The 21,968-nt window shown below is 59.2% G+C and carries 23 protein-coding genes; 12 read left to right on the top strand and 11 right to left on the bottom strand.

Features of this window, described 5'->3' with window-relative positions; genetic code table 11:
• Positions 1 to 27 precede the first annotated feature (27 nt).
• The 6 genes from hisD to hisF are packed head-to-tail and all read left to right on the top strand — an operon-like array spanning position 28 to position 4,714.
• Positions 28 to 1,287, top strand: coding sequence for a histidinol dehydrogenase (hisD, locus tag HDF10_RS07635; RefSeq protein ID WP_183812121.1), 1,260 nt, complete (start codon positions 28 to 30; stop codon positions 1,285 to 1,287).
• The gene (gene hisC / locus HDF10_RS07630; protein WP_183812120.1) at positions 1,284 to 2,390 is read left to right on the top strand and encodes a histidinol-phosphate transaminase; all 1,107 of its coding nucleotides are present in this window, start codon (positions 1,284 to 1,286) and stop codon (positions 2,388 to 2,390) included. The genes hisD and hisC overlap by 4 nt, the downstream gene beginning before the upstream one ends.
• A complete protein-coding gene (gene hisB, locus HDF10_RS07625; RefSeq protein ID WP_183812119.1) occupies positions 2,387 to 2,998 on the top strand; it encodes an imidazoleglycerol-phosphate dehydratase HisB in 612 nt (203 codons plus the stop codon). Before hisC ends, hisB begins: the two co-directional genes overlap by 4 nt.
• A gap of 43 nt (positions 2,999 to 3,041) precedes the next feature.
• Positions 3,042 to 3,653: an imidazole glycerol phosphate synthase subunit HisH gene (hisH, locus tag HDF10_RS07620; protein ID WP_183812118.1), complete on the top strand. Its 612-nt coding sequence runs from the start codon at positions 3,042 to 3,044 to the stop codon at positions 3,651 to 3,653.
• A 3-nt stretch (positions 3,654 to 3,656) separates the two neighbouring features.
• Positions 3,657 to 3,938, top strand: coding sequence for a biotin/lipoyl-containing protein (locus HDF10_RS07615; RefSeq protein WP_183812117.1), 282 nt, complete (start codon positions 3,657 to 3,659; stop codon positions 3,936 to 3,938).
• Between the two features lie 2 nt (positions 3,939 to 3,940).
• Positions 3,941 to 4,714, top strand: coding sequence for an imidazole glycerol phosphate synthase subunit HisF (gene hisF, locus HDF10_RS07610; protein WP_183812116.1), 774 nt, complete (start codon positions 3,941 to 3,943; stop codon positions 4,712 to 4,714).
• Between the two features lie 119 nt (positions 4,715 to 4,833).
• Here hisF and HDF10_RS07605 read toward each other — a convergent pair whose 3' ends face one another.
• The 3 genes from HDF10_RS07605 to HDF10_RS07595 all read right to left on the bottom strand — a co-directional run bounded on the left by HDF10_RS07605 (position 4,834) and on the right by HDF10_RS07595 (position 8,323).
• Positions 4,834 to 5,535, bottom strand: a complete 702-nt coding sequence (locus tag HDF10_RS07605; protein WP_183812114.1) for a 1-(5-phosphoribosyl)-5-[(5-phosphoribosylamino)methylideneamino]imidazole-4-carboxamide isomerase — start codon at positions 5,533 to 5,535, stop codon at positions 4,834 to 4,836.
• Between the two features lie 136 nt (positions 5,536 to 5,671).
• The gene (locus HDF10_RS07600; RefSeq protein WP_183812112.1) at positions 5,672 to 6,670 is read right to left on the bottom strand and encodes an aldo/keto reductase; all 999 of its coding nucleotides are present in this window, start codon (positions 6,668 to 6,670) and stop codon (positions 5,672 to 5,674) included.
• A gap of 621 nt (positions 6,671 to 7,291) precedes the next feature.
• Positions 7,292 to 8,323: a VWA domain-containing protein gene (locus HDF10_RS07595; RefSeq protein WP_183812110.1), complete on the bottom strand. Its 1,032-nt coding sequence runs from the start codon at positions 8,321 to 8,323 to the stop codon at positions 7,292 to 7,294.
• A gap of 379 nt (positions 8,324 to 8,702) precedes the next feature.
• Between HDF10_RS07595 and HDF10_RS07590 the strand changes: the two genes are divergently transcribed.
• Complete coding sequence (locus tag HDF10_RS07590) at positions 8,703 to 10,106, top strand: VWA domain-containing protein (RefSeq protein WP_311732692.1); 1,404 nt, start codon at positions 8,703 to 8,705, stop codon at positions 10,104 to 10,106.
• 37 nt (positions 10,107 to 10,143) lie between these two features.
• Entirely contained in the window at positions 10,144 to 11,034 is an 891-nt protein-coding gene (locus tag HDF10_RS07585) for an EamA family transporter (protein ID WP_183812108.1), read from the top strand.
• Positions 11,035 to 11,308: 274 nt separating this feature from the next.
• On the opposite strand, the gene HDF10_RS07580 is transcribed toward HDF10_RS07585, so the two are convergent.
• Positions 11,309 to 12,115, bottom strand: coding sequence for a PPK2 family polyphosphate kinase (locus tag HDF10_RS07580; RefSeq protein WP_183812106.1), 807 nt, complete (start codon positions 12,113 to 12,115; stop codon positions 11,309 to 11,311).
• 266 nt (positions 12,116 to 12,381) lie between these two features.
• The gene (locus tag HDF10_RS07575) at positions 12,382 to 12,594 is read right to left on the bottom strand and encodes a Sec-independent protein translocase subunit TatA/TatB (RefSeq protein WP_158945869.1); all 213 of its coding nucleotides are present in this window, start codon (positions 12,592 to 12,594) and stop codon (positions 12,382 to 12,384) included.
• A 274-nt stretch (positions 12,595 to 12,868) separates the two neighbouring features.
• Between HDF10_RS07575 and HDF10_RS07570 the strand changes: the two genes are divergently transcribed.
• Entirely contained in the window at positions 12,869 to 13,579 is a 711-nt protein-coding gene (locus HDF10_RS07570) for a hypothetical protein (RefSeq protein ID WP_311732710.1), read from the top strand.
• 126 nt (positions 13,580 to 13,705) lie between these two features.
• Here HDF10_RS07570 and glgC read toward each other — a convergent pair whose 3' ends face one another.
• The 4 genes from glgC to HDF10_RS07550 all read right to left on the bottom strand — a co-directional run bounded on the left by glgC (position 13,706) and on the right by HDF10_RS07550 (position 19,024).
• Positions 13,706 to 14,995, bottom strand: a complete 1,290-nt coding sequence (gene glgC, locus HDF10_RS07565; protein ID WP_311732709.1) for a glucose-1-phosphate adenylyltransferase — start codon at positions 14,993 to 14,995, stop codon at positions 13,706 to 13,708.
• Between the two features lie 254 nt (positions 14,996 to 15,249).
• Positions 15,250 to 17,106 (bottom strand): aspartate--tRNA ligase, encoded by a 1,857-nt coding sequence (gene aspS, locus HDF10_RS07560; RefSeq protein WP_183812620.1) that lies wholly within the window; start codon positions 17,104 to 17,106, stop codon positions 15,250 to 15,252.
• 71 nt (positions 17,107 to 17,177) lie between these two features.
• The gene (gene hisS / locus HDF10_RS07555; protein WP_183812101.1) at positions 17,178 to 18,470 is read right to left on the bottom strand and encodes a histidine--tRNA ligase; all 1,293 of its coding nucleotides are present in this window, start codon (positions 18,468 to 18,470) and stop codon (positions 17,178 to 17,180) included.
• A gap of 32 nt (positions 18,471 to 18,502) precedes the next feature.
• On the bottom strand, positions 18,503 to 19,024 hold the full coding sequence (locus tag HDF10_RS07550) for a gamma carbonic anhydrase family protein (protein WP_183812100.1): 522 nt from the start codon (positions 19,022 to 19,024) through the stop codon (positions 18,503 to 18,505).
• A 141-nt stretch (positions 19,025 to 19,165) separates the two neighbouring features.
• Between HDF10_RS07550 and rpsU the strand changes: the two genes are divergently transcribed.
• The 3 genes from rpsU (at position 19,166) to HDF10_RS07535 (ending at position 21,033) form a co-directional block, all read left to right on the top strand.
• The gene (rpsU, locus tag HDF10_RS07545) at positions 19,166 to 19,363 is read left to right on the top strand and encodes a 30S ribosomal protein S21 (protein ID WP_014267628.1); all 198 of its coding nucleotides are present in this window, start codon (positions 19,166 to 19,168) and stop codon (positions 19,361 to 19,363) included.
• A 285-nt stretch (positions 19,364 to 19,648) separates the two neighbouring features.
• Positions 19,649 to 20,062 carry a zinc-ribbon domain containing protein gene (locus tag HDF10_RS07540; protein ID WP_183812099.1) on the top strand — a complete coding sequence of 138 codons (414 nt, stop codon included), beginning with the start codon at positions 19,649 to 19,651 and terminating at the stop codon, positions 20,060 to 20,062.
• 50 nt (positions 20,063 to 20,112) lie between these two features.
• Complete coding sequence (locus HDF10_RS07535; RefSeq protein ID WP_183812098.1) at positions 20,113 to 21,033, top strand: MBL fold metallo-hydrolase; 921 nt, start codon at positions 20,113 to 20,115, stop codon at positions 21,031 to 21,033.
• Between the two features lie 224 nt (positions 21,034 to 21,257).
• Here HDF10_RS07535 and rpmA read toward each other — a convergent pair whose 3' ends face one another.
• Together rpmA and rplU are read right to left on the bottom strand one after the other, a co-directional pair.
• Positions 21,258 to 21,533, bottom strand: a complete 276-nt coding sequence (rpmA, locus tag HDF10_RS07530) for a 50S ribosomal protein L27 (protein WP_179580270.1) — start codon at positions 21,531 to 21,533, stop codon at positions 21,258 to 21,260.
• An 82-nt stretch (positions 21,534 to 21,615) separates the two neighbouring features.
• On the bottom strand, positions 21,616 to 21,942 hold the full coding sequence (rplU, locus tag HDF10_RS07525) for a 50S ribosomal protein L21 (protein ID WP_183767904.1): 327 nt from the start codon (positions 21,940 to 21,942) through the stop codon (positions 21,616 to 21,618).
• Positions 21,943 to 21,968: the final 26 nt, after the last annotated feature.

Here is a 21,968-nt window from a genome sequence, read left to right as displayed (position 1 = left end):
GTAATGATTTGCCTCTGGAGTTGCGGGATGAAGCTGGTAAAGACGTTTGGCCGTGGCAAAGCGGCGGCGGATGCGTTGATCGAATCACTGGAGCGGCGAGGCGCTGCGAATACGGCGCGCGTGGAACCAGTGGTACGACGCATTCTCGCAGCGGTGCGTAAGGGTGGCGATCGAGCTTTGCTGAAGTACGCGGCGGAGCTTGATGGACTTCGAAAGGGCCAGCCGCTGTTGGTGTCGCGGGAGGAGATGAAGGCCGCGTGGAATTCGACGGCGCCAGCGCTGCAAGCGGCGATGATGGTGGCACGAGGAAATATTCTGGCGTTCGCCGAGGCGCAGCTGCCACGGGACTGGACGATCTCTCCCGTGGATGGAGTGAGGACGGGGCAGATCGTGCGGCCGCTCGGCAGCGTTGGCTGCTATGTGCCGGGAGGACGCTATCCGCTGCCTTCGACGTTGCTGATGACGGTGATTCCCTCGCAGGTCGCGGGGGTGGAACGGATTGTGGTGTGCTCGCCGAAGCCTGCAAAAGAGACGATGGCTGCTGCGTGGTTAGCTGGGGTGACGGAGTTTTACCGTGTCGGCGGGGCCCAGGCGATTGCGGCGATGGCATACGGCACCGTTACGATCGAGCAAGTCGATAAGATTGTCGGGCCAGGTAACCTGTATGTGACGGCGGCGAAGGTATTGGTTTCGAGTGAGTGCGGCATCGATATGCCGGCAGGGCCAACGGAGATTGTGGTGACGAGTGAAGCCGGGGACGCAGCGGGAATCGCAGCAGATCTGGTTGCGCAGGCAGAGCACGACCCGGAGACGCTGGCGGTTCTGGTTACGAGCAAGGAAGCTTTGGCAAAGAGGGTTGCAACTGAGGTGAAGCTGCGGGCGCGGGATAATGAGATTGCGAGGCAGTCGCTGGCTGCACGGGGATGCATATTTGTAACCTCTTCGGTTCGCGAAGCTCAGGAGCTGACGAATCGTCTTGCGCCGGAGCATCTGAGCGTGGATTCGGAGGCTGATTTGAAGTGGATTCGAAATGCGGGGTCGGTCTTTGTAGGGGAGTACACACCGCAGTCGATGGGAGATTATGTCTCCGGCCCTAATCATGTGTTGCCTACCGGGCGCTTCGGACGAATCCGTGGAGGGTTGAGTGTGATGGATCTTGTGAAGGTAATTACAGTGCAGCAGTACACGAAGGCGGGGCTGAAGAAGATGGGCCCTCATGCAGTTGTACTCGCTGAAGCTGAAGGGCTGAAAGGGCATGCAGAGAGCGTGCGAGTGAGGGTGAGATGAGTATTGCTACTGATCTGGTTACAGATAAAAAAATTGTGCAGCCGCGTAAGGCAGTATTAGAGATGCCGGAGTACCATCCGCCGCTGGCTGGACGAGATGCATTGCGTCTGGACTTCAACGAGAATACCTTTGCGCCCTCGCCGCGTGTCATGGAGACGTTGTTGGCGCTGACGGCGGAGGGACTGACGAAGTATCCCGAGAGGGAGCCGGTAGAAAGAGTAGTCGCGGCGCATTTCGGATTGAAGACAGAAGAAGTGCTGCTGACAAATGGTGTCGATGAGGCGATTCACCTGATGTGTGTGGCGTTTCTCGAGGCGGATGACGAGGCGCTGATTGCAACCCCGACGTTTTTTATGTACGACGTGAGCATCAAAATGATGACGCCTCACCTGCGAAAGGTGCAGGCGGATGCGACGATGGAGTTTCCGTTCGAGCGCTTCATGTCCGCTATTACGGAGAAGACAAAGCTGATCATCGTTGCTTCTCCAAACAACCCGACGGGTGCAGCGGTGCTGAAGGAGCATCTGCTGGCGATTGCCGCTGCGGCTCCTCACGCGGTGTTGATGGTTGATGAGGCATATCATCACTTTCATGGTGAGTCGACGATGGAAGATCTGGCGACGGTGCCGAATCTGATCGTGGCAAGGACGTTTTCAAAGGCTTATGGGCTGGCGAACCTGCGCGTTGGCATGTTGGCGGGGAATGGAGAGTTGCTGAAGAGTGTGCGGAAGGTATCTTCGCCGTACAACGTGAATGGAGTAGCGCTAGCTTGTCTGCCGGCTGCGATTGCCGACGAGGAGTACCTTTCCTGGTATAGCGAGCAGGTGCGTATAGGGCGAGAGCGAATGATGGAGGGACTGCGAAAGCTGGGGATTCCCTTCTTTCCTAGTCATGCGAACTTTGTCCTGATGAATATTGGTCCGAAGCATGCGGCTCTTGTGGACGCGATGAGACGGCACGGGGTGCTGTTGCGCGATCGGTCGACTGATCCTGGATGTGATGGTTTCGTGCGTATCACCATCGGGGTCGAAGAACATGTAACGCGTGGACTGGCGGCGCTGAAGGCTTCGCTACAGAAGATTGACTGGAGCGAGACGCTATGACGACAGCGAAGACTTTGAAGGTTCGATCTGGGACGATCAAGCGCGACACCACGGAGACGCAGATTGCGTTGAAGCTCGTCGTCGATGGACGGGGCGTGTACAAGGTATCAACGGGAATTCGTTTTTTCGACCACATGCTGGAGCTGTTTACGCGGCATGGCGGGTTCGACCTGACGCTGAAGTGCACCGGCGATCTTGATGTCGACCAGCACCATACGGTGGAAGATGTGGGGATTGCTCTGGGCGAGGCGTTTGGCAAAGCACTGGGCGATAAGAAAGGAATCATGCGCGCTGGGTACTTTGTGATGGCGATGGATGAGACGCTTGCTGTCGCGGCAGTAGATCTTAGTGGACGTGTTGCTTATGTTGTCGACGATAAAGTGAAAGTGCGCTTAGTCGGAGATTTTCAGAGCGAGTTGCTGACCGATTTCTTCGATGGATTCGCTCGTGGAGCGAAGGCAAACGTTCATGTGAAGACGATGTATGGACGCAGCAATCATCACAAGATTGAGGCGATCTTCAAGGCGTTCGCAAGGGCGCTACGTGGGGCTTGTTCGCGAGATGAGCGGATGAGGGAGATGTTACCGAGTACCAAGGGATTGCTTTGAAATCGTTTTTATCCATGACGAATGGGTGAGTAAGGCTGCCTGCATGATTGCGATTATCGATTACAAGGCGGGGAACCTGACCAGCGTTGTGAAGACGCTGAATTATCTTGGCGTGCACGAGATGGTGGTGACTCAGGATCCTGCGGTGGTGTACGGAGCGGCTAAGGTGGTGTTGCCTGGGGTGGGACACTTTCAGGCTACATCCTTGTTGCACGAGCTTGGGTTGGCAGATGCGGTGCGGGAGAGTATTGCTAAGGGTGCTTGGTTCCTGGGGATTTGTGTGGGGTTGCAGTGGTTGTTTGAGGGGTCAACCGAGGCTCCGGGCGCGACTGGGTTGGGGCACTTTGCGGGGAGGTGTGAGCGGTTCCCTGCTCAGTTCGAGGGCGTGGAGTTGAAGTCTCCGCATGTTGGGTGGAACTCGCTGGAGCGGTTGAGCGCTTATTCGAGATTGCTGCGCGGGGTCGAACGTGGTGGATTTGTTTACTACACTCACTCGTGGCGTGCTCCGGTGATTCATGAAACTGCGGCGGTTACAGAATATGGTGGAGCGTTTACGGGAGTCGTCGAGAAGGACAATGTGATGGGAGTGCAGTTTCATCCGGAGAAGTCGAGCGCAGTGGGATTACAGGTTTTGAAGAACTTTGTGGAGTTGTAGAGTATGCCTTTTTTGTATGAGTTAAAGATTGCGGCGGAAGAACCTTCTTATACGTTTGTGCAGCAGCTGGTGCCGGCGGGGTCGCTTGTCGGAACAGGGCAGGCGGTTTGCACTCTGACGGATGGTGCTATGGAGTTTCATGTGCCTGCGCCGCGCCAGGGTCTGCTGGTGGAGTGGTTTGTGGAGCATGGCGCGGTGATCGAGAATGGGGACTCGCTGGCCAGGGTCGTGTGTGAGGGTGAGTCGGTGGCGGTGCCTGCGGCTGTGCCGATGAGGTTGGGATAGCGATGCTGACGAAGCGGATTATTGCTTGTCTTGATGTGCGCGGCGGGCGCGTGGTGAAGGGTGTGAAGTTCGTGGACATCGTCGATGCGGGGGACCCGGCGGAGCTGGCGCATCGTCATGCTGCGGCGGGCGCGGATGAGATTGTGCTGCTGGATATTACGGCGACGCATGAGGGGCGAGGGACGCTGCTCGATACGGTGAAGCGAACGGCTGCGGCGCTGTTTGTGCCGTTTACGGTTGGTGGTGGGATTCGGAGTGCGGAGGATGCTGCGGCGGTATTCGATGCGGGTGCGGATAAGGTGAGCATCAACTCGTCGGCGATCGCGAGGCCGGAGTTGATTGGGGAGATTGGCGGTAGCTTTGGTGCGCAGGCTGTGATTGTCGCTGTCGATGCTCGGCGCGTTGAAGGTCGCGGGGTGGAAGAGGCAGAAGTTTTTGTGAGTGGTGGTCGGAAGGCGGCGGGGCGGCGGGTGTTGGATTGGGTTCGTGAGGCTGAGGAGCGAGGGGCGGGGGAGATTCTGCTGACTTCGATGGATACCGATGGGATGCGGAGTGGGTTCGATTGTGAGTTGACCGCGATGGTGAGTGGGGCGGTGCAGATCCCGGTGATTGCTTCGGGTGGGGCGGGGACTGCAGGGCACTTTGTTGAGGTGTTTGGGCAGGGCAAGGCGGATGCGGCGCTGGCGGCTAGCATATTTCACTTCGGCGTTACTGATTCGCGAGAGTTGAAGGCGGCGTTGCAGCTTGCCGGGGTTCCGGTTCGGCTGCCTTGTTAGTTGTTAGATATGTCCTGCCGGACGGGCCTCCTGCGCGGAGGGCGCCCACTTCGTGGGGTGTATACCTTGCGTTGCCCCTGTGGTGCGCTTTGGTCCTCCCGTTGGTCGGGTGATGATTGCTAGGCTTCCATGACGCCGGAGTAGACGGCCATTCCGGGTACGGCATCGACTCCCATAGCGTCGAGGGCGTCTATTTCGCTACGCTCTTTAATTCCTCCCGCTACGATGAGTTGTTTGGCGGTGCAGGCTCTGAGGATCGCGGCTACTTCCAGGGGGAAGCCCTGCATGGTTCCTTCAGTGTCTACGTGGGTGTAGAGGAAGGCGGCGCAGTAGTCTTCGAGCCAGGTGATGGCTTCTTCGGGAGTGAGGTCAACGGAGTCCTTCCAGCCTTTGACGGCTACTCTTCCGGCTTTGGTGTCTACGCTGAAGACCAGGGCTTCTTCGCCGAGTGAGGATTTGAGGCCTTCGGCGAACTCGAGATAGATGAGCTTGTGGCGGCGGATGTGATCGGGCTCGGCCGGCCGGAAGAGACTGGAGCCGTAGATGACTCGTTTGGCTCCGGCTTCGAGGAGGAGCTTGCCATCTTCGGCGGTCTTGAGGCCGCCTCCTACCTGACATGGGAGACGTTTTGCGATCATCTCGATGAGGGAGCGGTTGTTGCCTAGACGCATGGCGGCGTCGAGGTCGATGAGTTGGACTAGCGGGTACTTGGCGAAGCGCTCGATCCAGTACTCGAAGTCGTCGAAGGCTAGCTTGAGCTTTTCGCCTTGCACTAGTTGGACGATGCGGCCGCCCATCAGGTCGATTGAGGGTATTAGCATTTTTCTACTTTCTTTTCTCTGCCTGTCCTGCCGGACGGGCCCACTTCGCGTGGGGCGGTCACTTCGTGACTTGTATACCTTGCCTTGGCTGATTGGCGTGCATGGTCCTCCCGTTGGTCGGGGGGTTATAGCTTGTTTAGCTGAAGCCTACGACGGAGTGGGGGATGTAGGGCTCTTCGAGTGAGGCGATCTCTTCGGGTGTGAGATTGACGTAGAGGGCGGCTGCGGCGTCGGTGAGGTGGTTCGGCTTGGTGGCGCCTACGATGGGCGAGGTGATGTAAGGTTTGCTGAGCATCCAGGCGATGGCCAGGGCGGCGCGCGGGATGGCTCGCTTTTCGGCGAGTTCGCCGAGACGGTCAATTACCTTTTTGTCGGCTTCTTCGGTTGGGACGTAGATGGTTTTGGCGAACTGGTCGGTGTCATTGCGTTTGGTGGTCTCGGCGTTCCAGGCGCGAGCGAGACGGCCTCGGGCTAGCGGGCTCCAGGGGATGACGCCGATACCTTCGGCCTGGCAGAGGCCCATCATCTCCCGCTCCTCTTCGCGGTAGAGGAGGTTGTAGTGGTTCTGCATGGAGACGAAGCGGGTCCAGCCGTGGAGATCGGCGGTGTAGAGGGCCTTGGCGAACTGCCAGGAGTACATGGAGGAAGCTCCGATGTAGCGAACCTTGCCGGACTTGACGCAATCGTGGAGGGCTTCCATAGTCTCTTCGATGGGAGTCTCGTAGTCCCAGCGGTGGATCTGGTAGAGGTCGACGTAGTCGGTGCCGAGGCGCTTGAGGCTCTGGTCGAGTTCAAAGAAGATCTGCTTGCGCCCGAGGCCCTTGGCGTTGGGGTCGTCGTGCAGGGCGTAGAAGAGCTTGGTTGCGATGACGGTGTCTTCGCGTTTGGTGTTGGCTTTGAGGAAGCGGCCTAGGATCTCTTCGCTGGAGCCTACGGTGTAGATGTTGGCGGTGTCGAAGAAGTTGATGCCGAGGTCGAGGGCTTGTTTGAAGAAGGGCTGGCTCTCTTCTTCGTTGAGGGCCCAGGCGTGGCTGCCGGGGCGCAAGGGGCCGGCGGGAGGGACTCCGTAGGACATGCAGCCGAGGGTGATGCGGGAGACTTTGAGGCCGGTCTTGCCGAGATTGATGTACTCCATGCTGACTCCTTGGCTGGGAGGGGTACCCCCCTCCCCCTGGTAGAGTATTTTGGGCGCAAAGTACTTGTATTCAATGTTTTACAGAGGGGTATCCTCTGCAAAGTATTCAATACAAATTGGTTATCCACAAAATACTTGTTATCAACAAGTTACGTGTTGGCGGTCGCGCTCTGACTTCTCTTCTTTCTCTCTGTATCCAGTATAGCGGTTGGGACCTGACGAAATGCCATGCGGATGTTATTGGTTTGTAAGGAGTTGAGTGGTTATGGGGCTTGACATGCGATTTTTGGGCGGAAATCGCGGAAAAACAAAGGCAATAGATTTAGTCGCTTCGCCCTTCGGGCTTCGCTCCAGCCTTCGGGGAGAGCGGTAACCGCTTCGCGGCGGCTCTTGCGGCACGGCTGAAGGCGTGCCCTTCCGGTTCTTGCCTTCACCCTTTTGCGGAAAAAATACAGCAACGGCAAGAGCAACGACGAAATACGGGATCCTTCGACTGCGTGGCTCACATAGTGCCGTGAGCCACTTCGCTCAGGATGACGGCGGTGGTGAGGATAGGGAGAAAAGCGGAGAGCAAAAAAGCAGATCCCTACGGGATGACAAACAAAGGACAGGCAAGTGGGGCTAGTCGTCTTTGCCGAGGGCGTCGGCGATGGCGTAGTAGCCCTTGCGGGCCTGGATCTTCTGGCCGGGCTGGCAGGTGATATTGAGGGTGCGGAAGGTGCCGTCGATTTTGGTGTTGGTGGGGGTGAAGCTGGCGAGGTACTGGGTGCGGAGCTCGTCCTGGATCTGGTTGAAGGCTTCTTCGAGCTTCTTACCGTTGTTGCCTACGTTGATGACGCGGCCGCCGGTGTCGGTGGCGAGCTTCTGCATGTCGCGTTCGCCGGTGTCGGCGAGGTTGATGCCGAAGCCGCCGCCGTAGAAGCCGCGGTCGGAGAGGAGGATGACGTAGACGATGGCGTTCGCCTTTTGCGCGGCCTCGGTTGCGGTCTTCAAAGTTTCCTGGGAGCCCTGGTCGCCTCCGTCGGTGAGCAGGACGAGGATCTTACGGCCGGCCTCCTGACGGAGCTTGTCGTGGGCGGCGAGGTAGACGGCATCGAAGAGCAACGTCCCGCGCGCGGTGCCGTTGCCGGTGACTGAGCCGGTGCCGGCACCGGTGTTTATTTCGGCTGAGTCGAGGGAGCGTTTGATCTCGCGGGGGCTGTTGGTGTAGTCGGAGAGGAGGTTGACGTTAATGTCGAAGGAGATGAGGAAGGCTTCGTCTTTGGGGGTGAGGACGTCTTTGAGGAACTCCGCGCCGGACTGCTGCTCGAGGGGGAGGACGTGGATCTGGCTGCCGCTGGTGTCGAGGAGGATGCCGATGGTGAGGGGGAGGTTTTTCTCCTGGGTGAAGTTCTTGGTTTTTTGCGGGGCCTTGTCCTCGAAGATGCTGCAGTCGTCTTTGTGGAGGTTGGTGATGAAGCCGCTCTTGTCGCGGACGGAGAAGTAGACGTTGACGAGGTTGACGTTGACTTTGAGGGTCTGGGTGTCGCCGATGTCGACGGGCTGGGCGGCGGCGTCGCTGGCGGGGGGCGGGCCGCCGGGGGAGGGGGCCTCCTGCGCGTGGAGGGCGGGAGCGAGAGCGAGGGCGACGGCGGCGAGGCAGAAGAGGCGCATACCGTATTAGACGACGAAGTTGGAGGTGAGTTTGAGGAAAATGTGAGGCGGCGGCGGCTACGAACGGTAACGAGGGAACGAGCAACTACAAGAACAAGCAACTCCAAGAACAAATGCGGGGGTCTGTCCACTACGTGGTTCACGATGAGACCGTGAACCACTTTGGTCGAGATGACGCTTCTTTCAGGGTGGTGCAGGATTGCGTGTGGTGGATAAGACTGTGTCGTTTTAGGGATTTGGAAGAGGAGAAGGCGGCGGGGGCGCAACGTTGTGAGGCGGCTGGACGTCCAAGGGTATGGCGGCGCGGCTGGATCCTGCGGATGGGGATGGCGGCGGGGATGTTGCGCTGATAGTCTGGTAGTTCGTGAAGCTTTGGGCTGTGAAGGCCTGGCTGGAAGGTATGGGGGATTTTCGCGTGGTCGTGGTGAGGAACAGTGTGTTGGCAGGGGCTTTGGCGTGCATGATGGCTGGACAGCCGGCGTTGACGCAGGCGCAGCAGGAGGTGCCGCAACAGCAGACGATCCCACAGTCGATCCCTGATGGGCCAAAACCACAGACGATTCCCGATGCTCCGAACCCGCAGGGACTGCCGGTTGGGCCGGTGACGCCGGGTGCGGGGACGACGCCGGAGTCGGCGGGTGACAAGTCTACCCCTACCGAAGATGGCGGAGTGCCGAGCAGGCTGCCGGAGAGCGCGGCGCAGAAGCAGGACGATGGGCCGCCGCCTGAGATTCCGACGGGTGGACAGGGGCCCGAGGCGTTTACGCTGCGGGTGCAGACGAACTTTGTGGAAGTGCCGTTTACGGTGAAGGACAACAAGCAGCGACTGGTGCCGGGGCTGACGTGGCGCGATGTGCGGGTGTACGAGAACAACCTGCGGCAGAAGCTGGATCTGTTTACGGTCGATCCATTTCCTCTGTCGGTGGCGCTGGTGATCGACCAGAGCTTGACCTATGACAATATGGCGAAGGTGAACAACTCGCTGTCTGCGCTGCAGGGAGCGTTCACGCCGTACGACGAGGTCTCGGTGTTTACGTATAACAACGGGCCGAAGATGCAGACGGACTTTACCGGGGCGCAGAGTGCGCGTCTGGAGGCAGTGTTGGAGCGGTCGAAGGTGACGGGGCGTGAGCCGATCTACTACGACACGACGGGGCCGCTGGGACAGAACATCAATATCAATGGTGGGCAGGATAGCCACACTGATCCGAATACGAATGCAACGCATGGGACGAGTATTTTGGGAATTCAGAATGTTCCGCGGGATGTGCATACGCTGAACGATGCGATTCTGGCGGCGGGGACGGCGTTGGCGAAGACCAAGACCGGACGGCGGCGGATTATCTATGTAATTAGCGATGGACGCGAGTATGGGAGTACGGCGAAGTTTTCGCAGGTGGTGAAGTACCTGAACACGAACAAGATTGCGGTGTATGGGACGCTGGTGGGTGATTCGTCGCTGCCGGTGATTGGATTCCTGGACCGGATTCACCTGCCGCTGCAGATGCGGGATAACATTCTGCCGGCGTATGCGAATGCTACGGGCGGGAACTTTGATGGCGAGTTCCGGCAGAAGGGTATCGAGACGAGCTTTGCGAAGATTGCGGAAGAGGTGCGGACGCAGTACACGGTCGGCTACTACACGCATGAGCCGTTTATCGATGGCAAGTACCGGACGCTTGAGGTGAAGGTGATGAGGCCGAACCTGACGGTGATTGCGAAGAAGGGCTACTATCCGACGGCGGGCGATTCGCGTCCTGCGGGGATTGTGACGGTCAAGTAAGACTCGGTGGCCGGCGGCGCGGCCTGATCGGAATCTGATGGAGATGCTGGTGCACGGAAATGCGCTGCTGGCGCTGGCTGCCGCAGTGCTGTGGGGCGGTGGGGATTTTTCGGGCGGCATGGGCGTGAAGCAGGCCGGTGGCTCGATGGGCGCTGCGCTGCGGGTGATTCTGCTGAGCCACTGCGCGAGCTTGAGCTTGCTGGTGCTGGCGGCGTGGGCGCGGGGGGATGCGTTTCTGCATGGGGCTGCGCTGCTCTGTGGAGTAGTGGCCGGGGTGACGGCGGGGGTCTCGCTGGCATGCTTTTATATTGCGTTGTCGCGTGGGGCGATGGGGGCATCGGCGGCGCTGAGCGGGTTATTGGCGGCGGCGATTCCGGCGGCGTTTTCTGCTGCGTGGGAGGGGTCGCCGGGGATGTTGCAGCTGGCTGGATTTTTGGTGGCGGGGGTTTCGATCTGGCTGATTGCGGCGGGAGAGAATGCTGAGGCGAAGCCGGCGGACCGGAGTACCTTCTGGCTGGCCGTGATCGGCGGGGTGGGGTTTGGGATTTACTTCACGGCGTTGAAGGTGGCGGCGGCGAAGACGGGAGTGATCTGGCCGGTGGCGACGGCCAGGATCGGTAGTATCGGCGTCTGTGCGTTGATGCTGGCGGCGATCTCCCTGCGCTCGAACCAAGGCGGCGAGCGAGCGCGGGTGACCCGGCCGGTGGTGATGTGGGCTATGGGCACGGCGCTACTGGATACTTCGGGAAATCTGTTCTATATAGCGGCGACGCGGGCAGGACGGCTGGATGTGGCGGCGGTGCTGGCTTCGCTTTATCCGGCTTCGACGATTCTGCTGGCGGCGTGGGCGCTGCGGGAGCGGCCTACGCGAAGGCAGGCGTGGGGGATGGCTGTGGCTGCGGCGGCTGTAGTGATGGTTACGCTTTAGTGGGTTCGCGGATTGCTTGATGGGGAGAGAGGAACAAGCAACGACAAGAGCAATATTTTGTCGCTTCGCCCTTCGGCTGCGCTCCAACCTTCCGCAGAGAGTATGCCGCTTTGCGGCAGGATTTGACGCAGGGCTAAAGCCCTGCTCTGCCTCAAACGCAAGAACAACGACAAATGCAAAATGCGGGGGTTCTTCGCTTCGCTCAGAATGACAAGATTTTTTTTGAGGCCGACAAGACGCAACTGAAATGCAGCCGCTGTCTGGCTTGCTGCAATTAGAGCTTGATGGTGGAGGCGTCGAGGGTGGGGTCGGGAAATTTGAGTTTGAGGCTTTGCAGCGCGTCTACGAGGATGGTGGAGATGGCGATGTTGCGATACCACTTGTGGTCGGCGGGGATGACGAACCAGGGGGCGAGTTTGGGGCTGGTGGTGGAGAGGATGCGGTCGTAGGCGTCGATGTACTGGGGCCAGAACTTGCGCTCGTGAAGGTCGGCCTCGGAGAGCTTCCAGTGCTTTTGTTTGTCGTCGATGCGGGACTGGAGGCGGCGGGTCTGCTCGTCGCGGGAGATGTGCAGATAGAACTTGAGGATGAGGACGTCGTTGTCGAAGAGCATGCTTTCGAACTGATTGATGTCGTCGAGGCGGCGGCGCATGACTTTGTCGGTGATGAGCTTGTGGACGCGGGGGGAGAGGACGTCTTCGTAGTGGGAGCGGTTGAAGATGTTGATCATGCCGCGGGGTGGGACCTGGGCGTGGGCTCGCCAGAGGAAGTCGTGTCGGGCTTCGAGCGGGGTGGGGACTTTGAAGGCGGCGACGTCGCAGCCCTGGGGGTTGATGCCAGAGAAGATGTGGCTGATGGTGCCGTCTTTGCCGGCGGTGTCCATGCCTTGCAGGACGATGAGGAGGGCTTTGGTCTGGCTGGCGTAGAAGACGTCCTGCAGGGCTGCGAGTTGGGTGCGGTGTTTGACCAGGGCGGCTGCGGCGGCTTCCTCGGACTTATAGTTGCCGGTGTCTGAGGTGGATTTTTTTGCGAGCCGGACGTGCGCGTTTGGCTTGATGAGATGGGTGGATTTGATCTTCATTCGAGTGGTTCCCTCGTTTTGTCCTGCCGGACGGGCGCCCTGCGCGGGCGGCGGTCACTTCGTGACCTGTATACCGCTTCGCTCGGTGCTCCCGTTGGTCGCAAACTGAATTCTATGCCGACCAACGGGAGGACCTGTGGAGCTCATTCCGCCAAGACCGGTATACGAGTCACAAAGTGACCGCCACCCACGCAGGGCGCCCGTCTGGCAGGACACAGGAATTTGCTTCTAGCTAAGAGGAGTTGAATCGCGGGGAGGAAGTTGCGTTATTTGACGGACTCTTCGGGCTTAGGGGTGACGGCGTGGGTTGTCTCGGTCGGCTTGTTGACCTCGTCGGTGACGCCCTTCATCCCGTCCTTGAAGCCGCGGAGACCTTCGCCGAGACCTTTGCCGAGCTCAGGCAGCTTTTTGCCGCCGAAGAGGACCAGGACGACTACGGCGATGACGATGAGATGTGTTGGTGTAAATAGTTCGCCCATACTGTTTCTCCCTGCAGCCTGACGCATGTGCCGACTGCCACCCACTATTGTCGCACAGGTCCGCGCTATGGATAGGTACGCAGCGGGGACCGAAGCAGATGTTGGCTGAACGTTATATCTTGGTATGTGTACAAAGGGTAAGTGCACGAAGAATAGCGAAGAACTGCAGTAGCAGATGCTGGAAGAGATGCGGAGACGGATGTTGCGATTGAAGACGAGTGGTGCATGGAAGTTGACAGGGGCGCGAAGGACAGGGCAACGCGCTTTCTTTGGAGTGTTGGCAGCGGGTTTACTGATGGCGGGCGCGACACTGGGGCGGGCGCAGGCTACCTCATCCTCGGCGACAGCGCCGACGCAGAACACGGTGCCGATCGCGAATACGAAGATCGCGCTGGCGGCTCCGGTGACCTACGACAACAAGTATGAGTTCTATGCCGGAATCAATTTTATGAACTTCCAGGCCGGGCAGTCGCTGCCACGGCGAATGAACCTGGGCGGAGGCGAGTTTCTGGCGACCTACTGGCTGCCGGGCGATCACTGGTTCACTAACCATGTTGGGGTGGGCGCAGAGTATCGGGGCGAGGCGGGAACGACGCCGGTGTTTGGCCAGGCGCAGGGACTTCCGTACAATCTGAGCCGCCCGCTGGTCTACCTGAACATGGGTCTGCTGGGCGCGCAGTACCGTGGACCGAAGAACCAATATGTTGCCATCAACTATCACGCATATGGCGGCGTTGCGCATGGGACCTTCGATGACGACCTCAGGCCCGGGCAGCCGGGGCAGCCTACGTTTTCTCAGGTGACCGGACTCTATACGAACCGGACCAAGCCGGTGGCGGCGATCGGTGGAAGCATCGACATCAACCGCTCGAAGAACTGGGCGATCCGGCTTTCGCCGGATTTGATTCTGGAGCACTTTGGGAGTGAGACGCGGGAGTTCTTTGGAATCTCTGGTGGTGTGGTTTATCGAATGGGTAAGCGGTAGGTCCTGCCGGACGGGCGCCCTCCGCGGGCGGCGGTCACTTCGTGACTTGTATACCTTGTTTGGGAGAGGCTGACTGCTTCGGTCCTCCCTTTGGTCGGGAATAAGACTGTCCTCGGTCTCCGGCCGCTATTCTGGTCCTACGTTTACGGGCTTGCCTGGGGTGTCTCGGTTGAGGAACTCTGGAGAGACAGGGTTTTCGTAGACAGAGTAGTCGCGGGTGACGACGGTGAGGCCGCTCTGCGAGACGAAGTAGTTCTTCTTGTCCTCGTTCGGGTCGTAGCCGATGACGGTGCCGTCCGGGATGTGGACGTCGCGGTCGATGATGGCGTGTCGGATGCGGCAGTGGCGGCCGATGTTGACGTGGGAGAAGACGATCGAGGAGTCGACGTCGGCGTAGGAGTTGACGCGAACGTCCTGCGAGACGACGGAGTTGCGCACGACTGCTCCTGAGACGATGGTGCCGGCGGCGACGATGGAGTTGATGGCCATGCCGGTGCGGCCGGGTTCGCCAAAGACGAACTTTGCGGGCGGATACTGGTAGGGGCGAGTGCGCATGGGCCAGGATTTGTCGTAGAGGTTGAAGGTAGGGGTGACGCCGGCGACGTCCATGTTGGCCTCGTAGTAGGCCTCGAGGGTACCGACGTCGCGCCAGTAGAGGGCCTTCTGCTTGTTCTCGTCGACGAAGTTGTAGGCGCGCATCTTGACGCGTCCGAGGATGTTGGGCAGGATGTTGTGGCCGAAGTCATGTTTGGAGTCGGGGTCTTCGGCGTCCTTGATGAGCTCGGGGATAAGCACGTCGGTGTTGAAGATATAGATGCCCATGGAGGCGTCGACCATGTCTGGGTTGAAGGGCGAGCGGAGCTTGGTTTCTTTTGGCTTCTCCTCGAAGCCGGTGACCTCGCCGTTGCGGGCGACTTCGACGACGCCGAAGGAAGAGACCTCTTCCGGCTTGATGGGGAGGGTCGCGATGGTGACGTCGGCGCCTGAGTCGGTGTGCTGCTGCATCATGAGGGCGTAGTTCATCTTGTAGATGTGGTCGCCGGAGAGGATGAGAACGTGTTTGGGCTCTTCGGAGCCGATGGAGTAGATGTTCTGGTAGACGGCGTCGGCGGTGCCCTGGTACCAGGACTTGGAGACGCGCTGCATGGGGGGAAGGATCTCGATGAACTCGCCGAGCTCGTTGGCTACGACGGTTCCCCAGCCCTCGCGGATGTGGCGGTTGAGGGAGAGCGCCTTGTACTGGGTGAGGATGTAGACGTGGCGGAGGTCGGAGTTGATGCAATTGGAGAGGGTGATGTCGATGATACGGTACTGGCCGGCGAAGGGGACGGCGGGCTTTGCACGATCGCGGGTGAGGGGAAAGAGCCGTTCGCCTGCGCCACCAGCGAGTAGAACACCAAGGGTATCTCTCATAATCTTCCGAACTCCGACTTCTGCGTTAGGCGGCTGAGCTTCGTACCACGTCAGTCAGATGCACAAAGCGACCCACGTGTTACAGGGAAACGCGAGTCTACCATGCAGAGATTGACTTTGGAATGTGGCGGGGCGGAGGTGAGGAAGCGCGATGTTTTTGGAGGCCGAACGCTGGCGAACGCGGATGTGCGATGTATCGAATCTGAGACATGGGTTCCGGGTAGTTATCGCCGCTCTAGCTCGATGAGGAGCTTGCTCTAAGTTCGAGTCACCGTCTTCAGGTGCAGCTCGCGCATCTGCTGATCGCTGACGGGCGTAGGCGCGTCCACCATCAGGTCGATCGCCTTTGCCGTCTTGGGGAACGCAATGACCTCGCGCAGGCTGGTTGCGCCGGCGAGGATCATCACGATGCGGTCGAGGCCGAGCGCGATGCCGCCGTGTGGAGGTGTGCCGTACTCGAGTGCGTCGAGGAAGAAGCCGAAACGCTCCTTCGCCTCGGCGTCCGACATGCCCAGCGAGCGGAAGATCTCCGCCTGCACATCCTGCCGGTGAATACGGATCGAGCCTGAACCTAGCTCGGTTCCGTTGAGGACGATGTCGTAGGCGAGCGCTCGCACTGCGCCCTTGTCGTTGGTGAGGCGGCCGGCCTTGATGTCCTCTTCATGAGGTGAGGTGAAGGGATGATGCGCTGCGTTCCAGACTTTGGTCTCCTCGTCCCACTCGTACATGGGGAAGTCGGTGACCCAGAGAAACTTGTAGTCGGCTTCGGTGCCGGTCTTTTCGAACAGCTTGTGCTTGTCTGCGAACTTGGCCGCAAGCTGCAGGCGCAATGCACCCACACGCTTGTAGATCCACTGCGGATCGTGGTTCCACTTCGCAGGCGTACCGAGTTTGGGGGTGATGACGATGATCAGATCGACAGCGTCTACCTGCTTCGCGGCTGCTTCAAAGCGTGTCTGCTCGTCTGAGAGCTTGGCTTCGATCGCCACAGCCAGCGGATTGAACGCCTCGTTGGTCTTCAGCCGTGCCACATCGAGAAAGTCGAGACCGCTGTCGCCGAACGTTGCGCGGATTTCTTCCACCAACGCGCGCTTCTGCGTTCCGCTGAGCGTGCCTGCCTTGGGAATCACGAATCCGAGCACGGGCAGGTCCTTCTCGATCTTTAGCTGCTCGCGCAGCTCCGGTGTGAGTACGTCGGTCAGCGAAACCATCGCGGGCAGGCGCATGTCTGGCTTGTCAATGCCGTAGTTGCGAATCGCGTCGTCGTAGGTCATCTGCACGAAGGGGGTGGTCAACGAGATCGAGGCTGTCTTGAACGCGGCGGTGAGAAATCCTTCGACCACGCGAAAGACCTTCTCCTGCTGGGGGAAGCTCATCTCGAGGTCGATCTGGGTGAACTCCGGCTGGCGGTCGGCGCGAAGATCTTCGTCGCGGAAGCAACGCGCGATCTGGAAGTACTTATCGAAGCCGGAGATCATGAGGATCTGCTTGAAGATCTGTGGGGACTGCGGCAGCGCGTAGAAGCTTCCGGCGTGAACACGGCTGGGGACGAGGTAGTCGCGTGCGCCTTCAGGAGTGGACCGCGTCATGAAGGGAGTCTCAATTTCAAGAAAGCCCTGCTCGACGAGGTAGTTGCGGATCGCCATCGCGACCTTGCTGCGCAGCTCGAAGTTGTGCTGCATCTGAGGCCGCCGCAGGTCGAGATAGCGATACTTGAGCCTCACCTCTTCGTTGGCAATAGCATCTTCGGCTGGCGAGAACGGAGGGGTCTTCGCCTCGTTGAGCAGCAGCAGCTCGTTGGCGACGATCTCGATCGCACCCGTTGGCATGTTCGGATTCTCGAGCCCTGCGCCGCGACGGCGAACCTTGCCCTTGACCGCGACGACGTACTCGGACCGCGCTGCCTCGGCCTTGGCGTGCGCCTCGGGCGAGACCTCTTTATCGAGCACGACCTGCGTGATGCCGCTGCGGTCTCTCACATCGAGAAAGATCAGGTTGCCGTGGTCACGGCGACGGTTGACCCAACCCATCAGCACAACCTCCTGGCCATCCTGCTCCACGCGAAGTTCGCCACACATCTGGGTCCGCTGCAAAGTTCCTAAAAAATCCAACATGATCTCATTCACTTTCAAATCGAAATCGTTCTTCTCGAAGTTGTCTATCGAAGACAAGCAGGAGCAGAATCCTAAACGCGCAAAAAGCTCGCGAGTTCGGCTCGAGGAACCTTTGTCTGCTCGCCAGCGCTAAAGTCTTTAACCGTCAGGATACCCGACGCAACCTCATCTTCGCCCACGATTACCATTCGCCGGGCGAGCTTGTCGGCCGCTTCGAAGGACTTCTTCAGCCGGAAGCTTCCATCTCCGACTTCAACCGCGAGTCCCGCTAGACGAAGCTCCTGCGCCAGTGCGAGGGCAGCGGCGTTTTGTGCGACTCCCATCGGAGCGAGGAACGCATCGAGCTTTCGCGCAACGGCAGCCGATTCCTGAGCTTGAAGCGTGAGGATCAACCGATCTTCTCCAATCGCGAAGCCGATTCCAGGAGCCTTAGGTCCGCCGAGCATCTCGGAGAGGCCATCGTAGCGACCGCCTCCTAACAGAGCGTTCTGCGTTCCGAGTCCGCTTCCATCGGGCACGGTAAACTCGAAGGTCGTTCGCGTGTAGTAGTCCAGGCCGCGAACCAGGCGCGGGTTGATGGTGTAGGCGACGCCGCATGCATCGAGCGCGGCGAGTACCTGCGCGAAGTGCTCCTTGCTGACTTCATCGAGGAAGTCCGCGATCTTCGGAAGGCCGTTGATGATCTCCTGATCGCCAGCATCCTTCGAGTCGAGAACACGCAGCGGATTCGTCTCGGCGCGGCGCTGATTGTCTGCGCTCATTTTGTGTTTCACGGGAGCCAACGCCTCACGCAGAGCAGTGATGTACCTGGGCCGGTCGGTCGAGGAGCCCACGGAGTTCACTTCGAGCTTCCAGCCCTTCACGCCAAGCTCGTTCAGGAAGGTCGAGAGCATTTCCAGAACTTCTGCATCGCGCAGTGCGCTGTCCGCGCCTGACCACGCTGGTCCGAGGACCTCTGCGCCGATCTGCCAGAACTGGCGATAACGTCCGCGCTGTGGCCGCTCGCGCCGGAACTGCGGGCCGATGTAGAAGAGCTTCTGTAGCATTCCGGTGTCTGCGAGCTTGTGCTCGATGTAGGCGCGGACTACGCCGGCGGTGTTTTCGGGACGGAGGGTGAGGCTCTGCGCGCTGTCGCTATCGGCTCGCGCGCGATCCTCCCAGGTGTACATCTCCTTGGAGACGATGTCGGTCTCCTCGCCTACTCCGCGGGCGAAGAGCGCCGTATCCTCGAAGATCGGGGTACGAATCTCCCCGAATCCATAGCGTGCAAAGACGGCTCTCGCCGTTGCCTCCACATAGTTCCAAAGCGCCGTCTCGGGAGGCAACAAGTCCCGAGTCCCGCGTACTGCCTTCAAAGTAGCCATCACTTCCTAGTGTAGCGAAAGCGACGCGGGATTTACGCGCCGGCTGCTTCGGCCAGATAGATTGCGGTGTAGTCGAGGTAGTTCTGCGCGTACTTGAGGATCAGCGTCCGATCCGCATCGCCCAAGGTTCGCCGCACCTTGCCTGGAACTCCGGCAACTAGCGAGTTGGGTGGAATCACGGTGTGCTCCGGAATTACGGCGCCTGCGGCGATGATCGATCCCTCCCCAATCCGGGCGTTGTTGAGGATGGTCGCGCCGATCCCAATCAGAACCATATCCTCCAACACGCACCCATGTACGGTGGCATTGTGTCCGATGGTCACCAGTTCGCCTACGATTACCGGGTAGAGATAGCGCATACCATGCAGGACGGCGCAGTCCTGTACGTTGCTTTTGGCACCGATGCGGATCGAATTTACATCGCCGCGGACGACGGCGTTCATCCAGACACTGGCTTGTTCGCCAAGGATAACGTCACCGATGACTTGAGCCGACTGGTCGACATAACAACTGGCAGGAATTTCCGGTGTGTGTGTCTGATAAGTGCGAATCATGAAACAAATTCTACCTTTGGAATGCAAAAGATTTCAGAGTGGTATCCACCCCCTAATTACCAACGATTTGTGTGCTTTTCGTGCTAAAGACGAGTATTCTAGTAGATATCCCCATTGGGAGTGGTTGGAGGTGTATTTTTCTTGGCAGAGGTTCGAGTACAAGAAGGCGAACCCCTTGAGAATGCCCTGCGGCGCTTTAAGCGCAAGGTGCAGACAGAAGACATTATCAAGGAAGTCAAGCGTCACTCTTTTTATCTGAAACCAGGTGAGAAGAAGCGTGTGAAAGAAGCGCTTGCACGTAAGCGCAATCGCAAGAAGGTCCGTAAGGAGCAGGATTAGTCAGCTCCGCAACCAGGATGTGCCGCCTCTACCTCGTCAAAGAGTTTGAAGAGGCGGCCGTCTGAACCGCTAGTGATGGACTCCCGCCATCGGCTAGCCCCGGCAGATAGAACCTGACTCCTGGTTCACATTGACCGGCAAACCGAAGCAAATTCCACGAACTCGTAGTTTCGGGCCCCTTCAAATCCAAAGAGTAACGGTCATCAGTAAAGGTAAACCCCCTTGCGGTGTTGCCACGATCAGGCCCTCGGGTGTTCTTCCTTTCCGTAGGACGGGAGAAGCGGCATGGAATTTCTGGATCGGCTATTAACCTGCGCAGACTGCGGTGGCGAGTTCATCTTCACCGCCGGGGAACAACTCTTTTTCTTCGACAAACAATTCAAGAACGACCCAAAGCGCTGTAAGCCTTGCAAGTCCAAACGGTCCGGGGTGGGGCTGAAGGCTGGGGCGGGACCGGCGGCGGCGGGCCTGTCGCGCACCGAGACGCGTACGGAGTGCTCGGAGTGCGGGGTGGAGACTACTGTGCCGTTCAAGCCGACACAGGGGCGCCCGGTGCTTTGCCGGCAGTGCTTCCAGAGCAAACGTGCTCCTACAACCGGGGCGCTGGTGACTGCGGCTGAGACAGCGGGAATGGTTGCCGGTGCTCCTGGAGAGCATGTTGCGCCCAACGTCGAGCTACTGGCGGCTTCGCGAGTCTGAACTGCTCCTTCTGCCTGTCTCCCTCACAGTAGGATGTGAGTGAGGGACTTATGGGCGTTGGTGACGGGAGCGGGCTGCATGATGCGGCTGCGGGGCTGGTTCGGGCGCGGGCTGAGGTTGGGGAGTTCGAGCTCATCGTATGTACGGATGGAAGTTACAAGCTCGATGGCGGTGCCATGTTCGGCGTGGTGCCGAAGCCGTTGTGGGAGAAGCGCGCCGCGGCGGATGAGCAGAACCGTATTCTGCTGGGGCTGAATACGGTGGTGGTGCGGACCGGCAAGCATACGGTGGTGATCGAGACCGGAGTCGGCAATAAGCAGTCGGCGAAGATGCGGGAGATCCAGTGTAATCAGGAGCTTCTGCCGCAGTCTCTGGCCGCGGCTGGCGTGCGGGTTGCAGAGGTGGATGTGGTGGTGAATACTCACCTTCACTTCGATCACTGTGGGTGGAATACGACGCTGCATCCGGATGGCTCGGTGACTCCGACGTTCCCGAATGCGCGGTACTTTGCTCATCGCGGCGAGATGGAACATGGCCACCTGCAGTTGGATCGGGATCGCGTGAGCTATCTGTCGCCGAACTATGATCCGCTGGTGGAGTCGGGTCAGATGACGCTGCTGGATGATGCAGGAATCAGGGCGAATGCGGAGATCTGTCCGGGCGTGAGCGTGGAGGTCTTTCCTGGTCATACGGCGCAGTTGATGGCGGTTCACGTGGAGTCGAAGGGACAACATGCCTGCTATATCTCGGATTTAATTCCGACCAGCTGGCATCTGGATCCGACGTGGGTGATGGGGTATGACCTGGATCCGGTGGAGACGATTGCGCAGCGAAAGAGGTTCTACTCGCGGGCGATTCCGGAGAAGTGGCTGGTGCTGTTTACGCACGACCATGAGACGCCGATGGGGCGGATCGGGCTGAATGAGAAGGGCAAGCCGGTGCTGGTGGCGGGCGTTCGCACGCCTTTTTAAAGCTTCGCGTGGTCCTCCCGTTGGTCGGAATCATCTTCCTCGCGACCAACGGGAGCGCCAACCGAAGGGGTATTCAAGTCACGAAGTGACCGCTCCGCGCGAAGTGGGCCCGTCCGTAAGGACAGCTTCTGAAATAGAAAACCCTGCGCATGGGCAGGGTTATCTGGTACAGATTGTGGTGACTCCGTGGTGACTTGTGGCCAGTCGATGGTGACTTGTGGCGACTAGACGGGAACGGAGGTAAGCTCGGCTGGGTCGACGTTGACGAAGCGACCGTGCTGGCCCTTGTCCTGGAAGCGGACGATGCCGTCTACCTTGGCGAAGAGGGTGTCATCTTTGCCGCGACCGACGTTGGCGCCGGGCTTGAGCGGGGTTCCACGCTGACGGACGATGATGCCGCCGCCGAGGATCGTCTGACCACCGAATACCTTGACTCCGAGCCGCTGGGCGTTTGAGTCGCGGCCGTTTTTGGAAGAGCCTAAACCTTTTTTATGTGCCATTCGATTGCCTCTTTCGCGCTGCCCTCTGGGCCGTGGCGCTTAGTAAAAACTAAAAGCTGAAACAAACTCTTGCTGAAGAGCTTTATGCTTCCTTGAAGCTCTTGCCGTTGACGAGGATCTCGTTGATCTTGACCTCGACGAAGTTCTGGCGGTGGCCCTGCATCTTCTTGTACTGCTTCTTGCGCTTGAGCTTGAAGACGAGGATCTTTTCGCCGCGGCCTTCGCCGACGACGGAGGCGAGAACCTTGGCGCCGGTGAGGTCGGACTCAAACTTGCCTGCTTCGCCGCTGATGGCGAGGACGTCAGAGAACTCGATGTTGCCATTCTCGTGGGCGGTGGTTTCAATCTTCAACTTCTCGCCAGGGGAGACCAGATACTGTTTGCCGCCGGTGCGGATGACTGCGTACATGACTAGAACCTCAAGCGAGTCGCGTG

The organism is Tunturiibacter empetritectus (assembly GCF_014201375.1).
Classification (GTDB): domain Bacteria; phylum Acidobacteriota; class Terriglobia; order Terriglobales; family Acidobacteriaceae; genus Edaphobacter; species Edaphobacter lichenicola_D.
The sequence above is the reverse complement of the archived record's forward strand: the minus strand, read 5'-3'. Positions and strand labels throughout refer to the sequence as shown.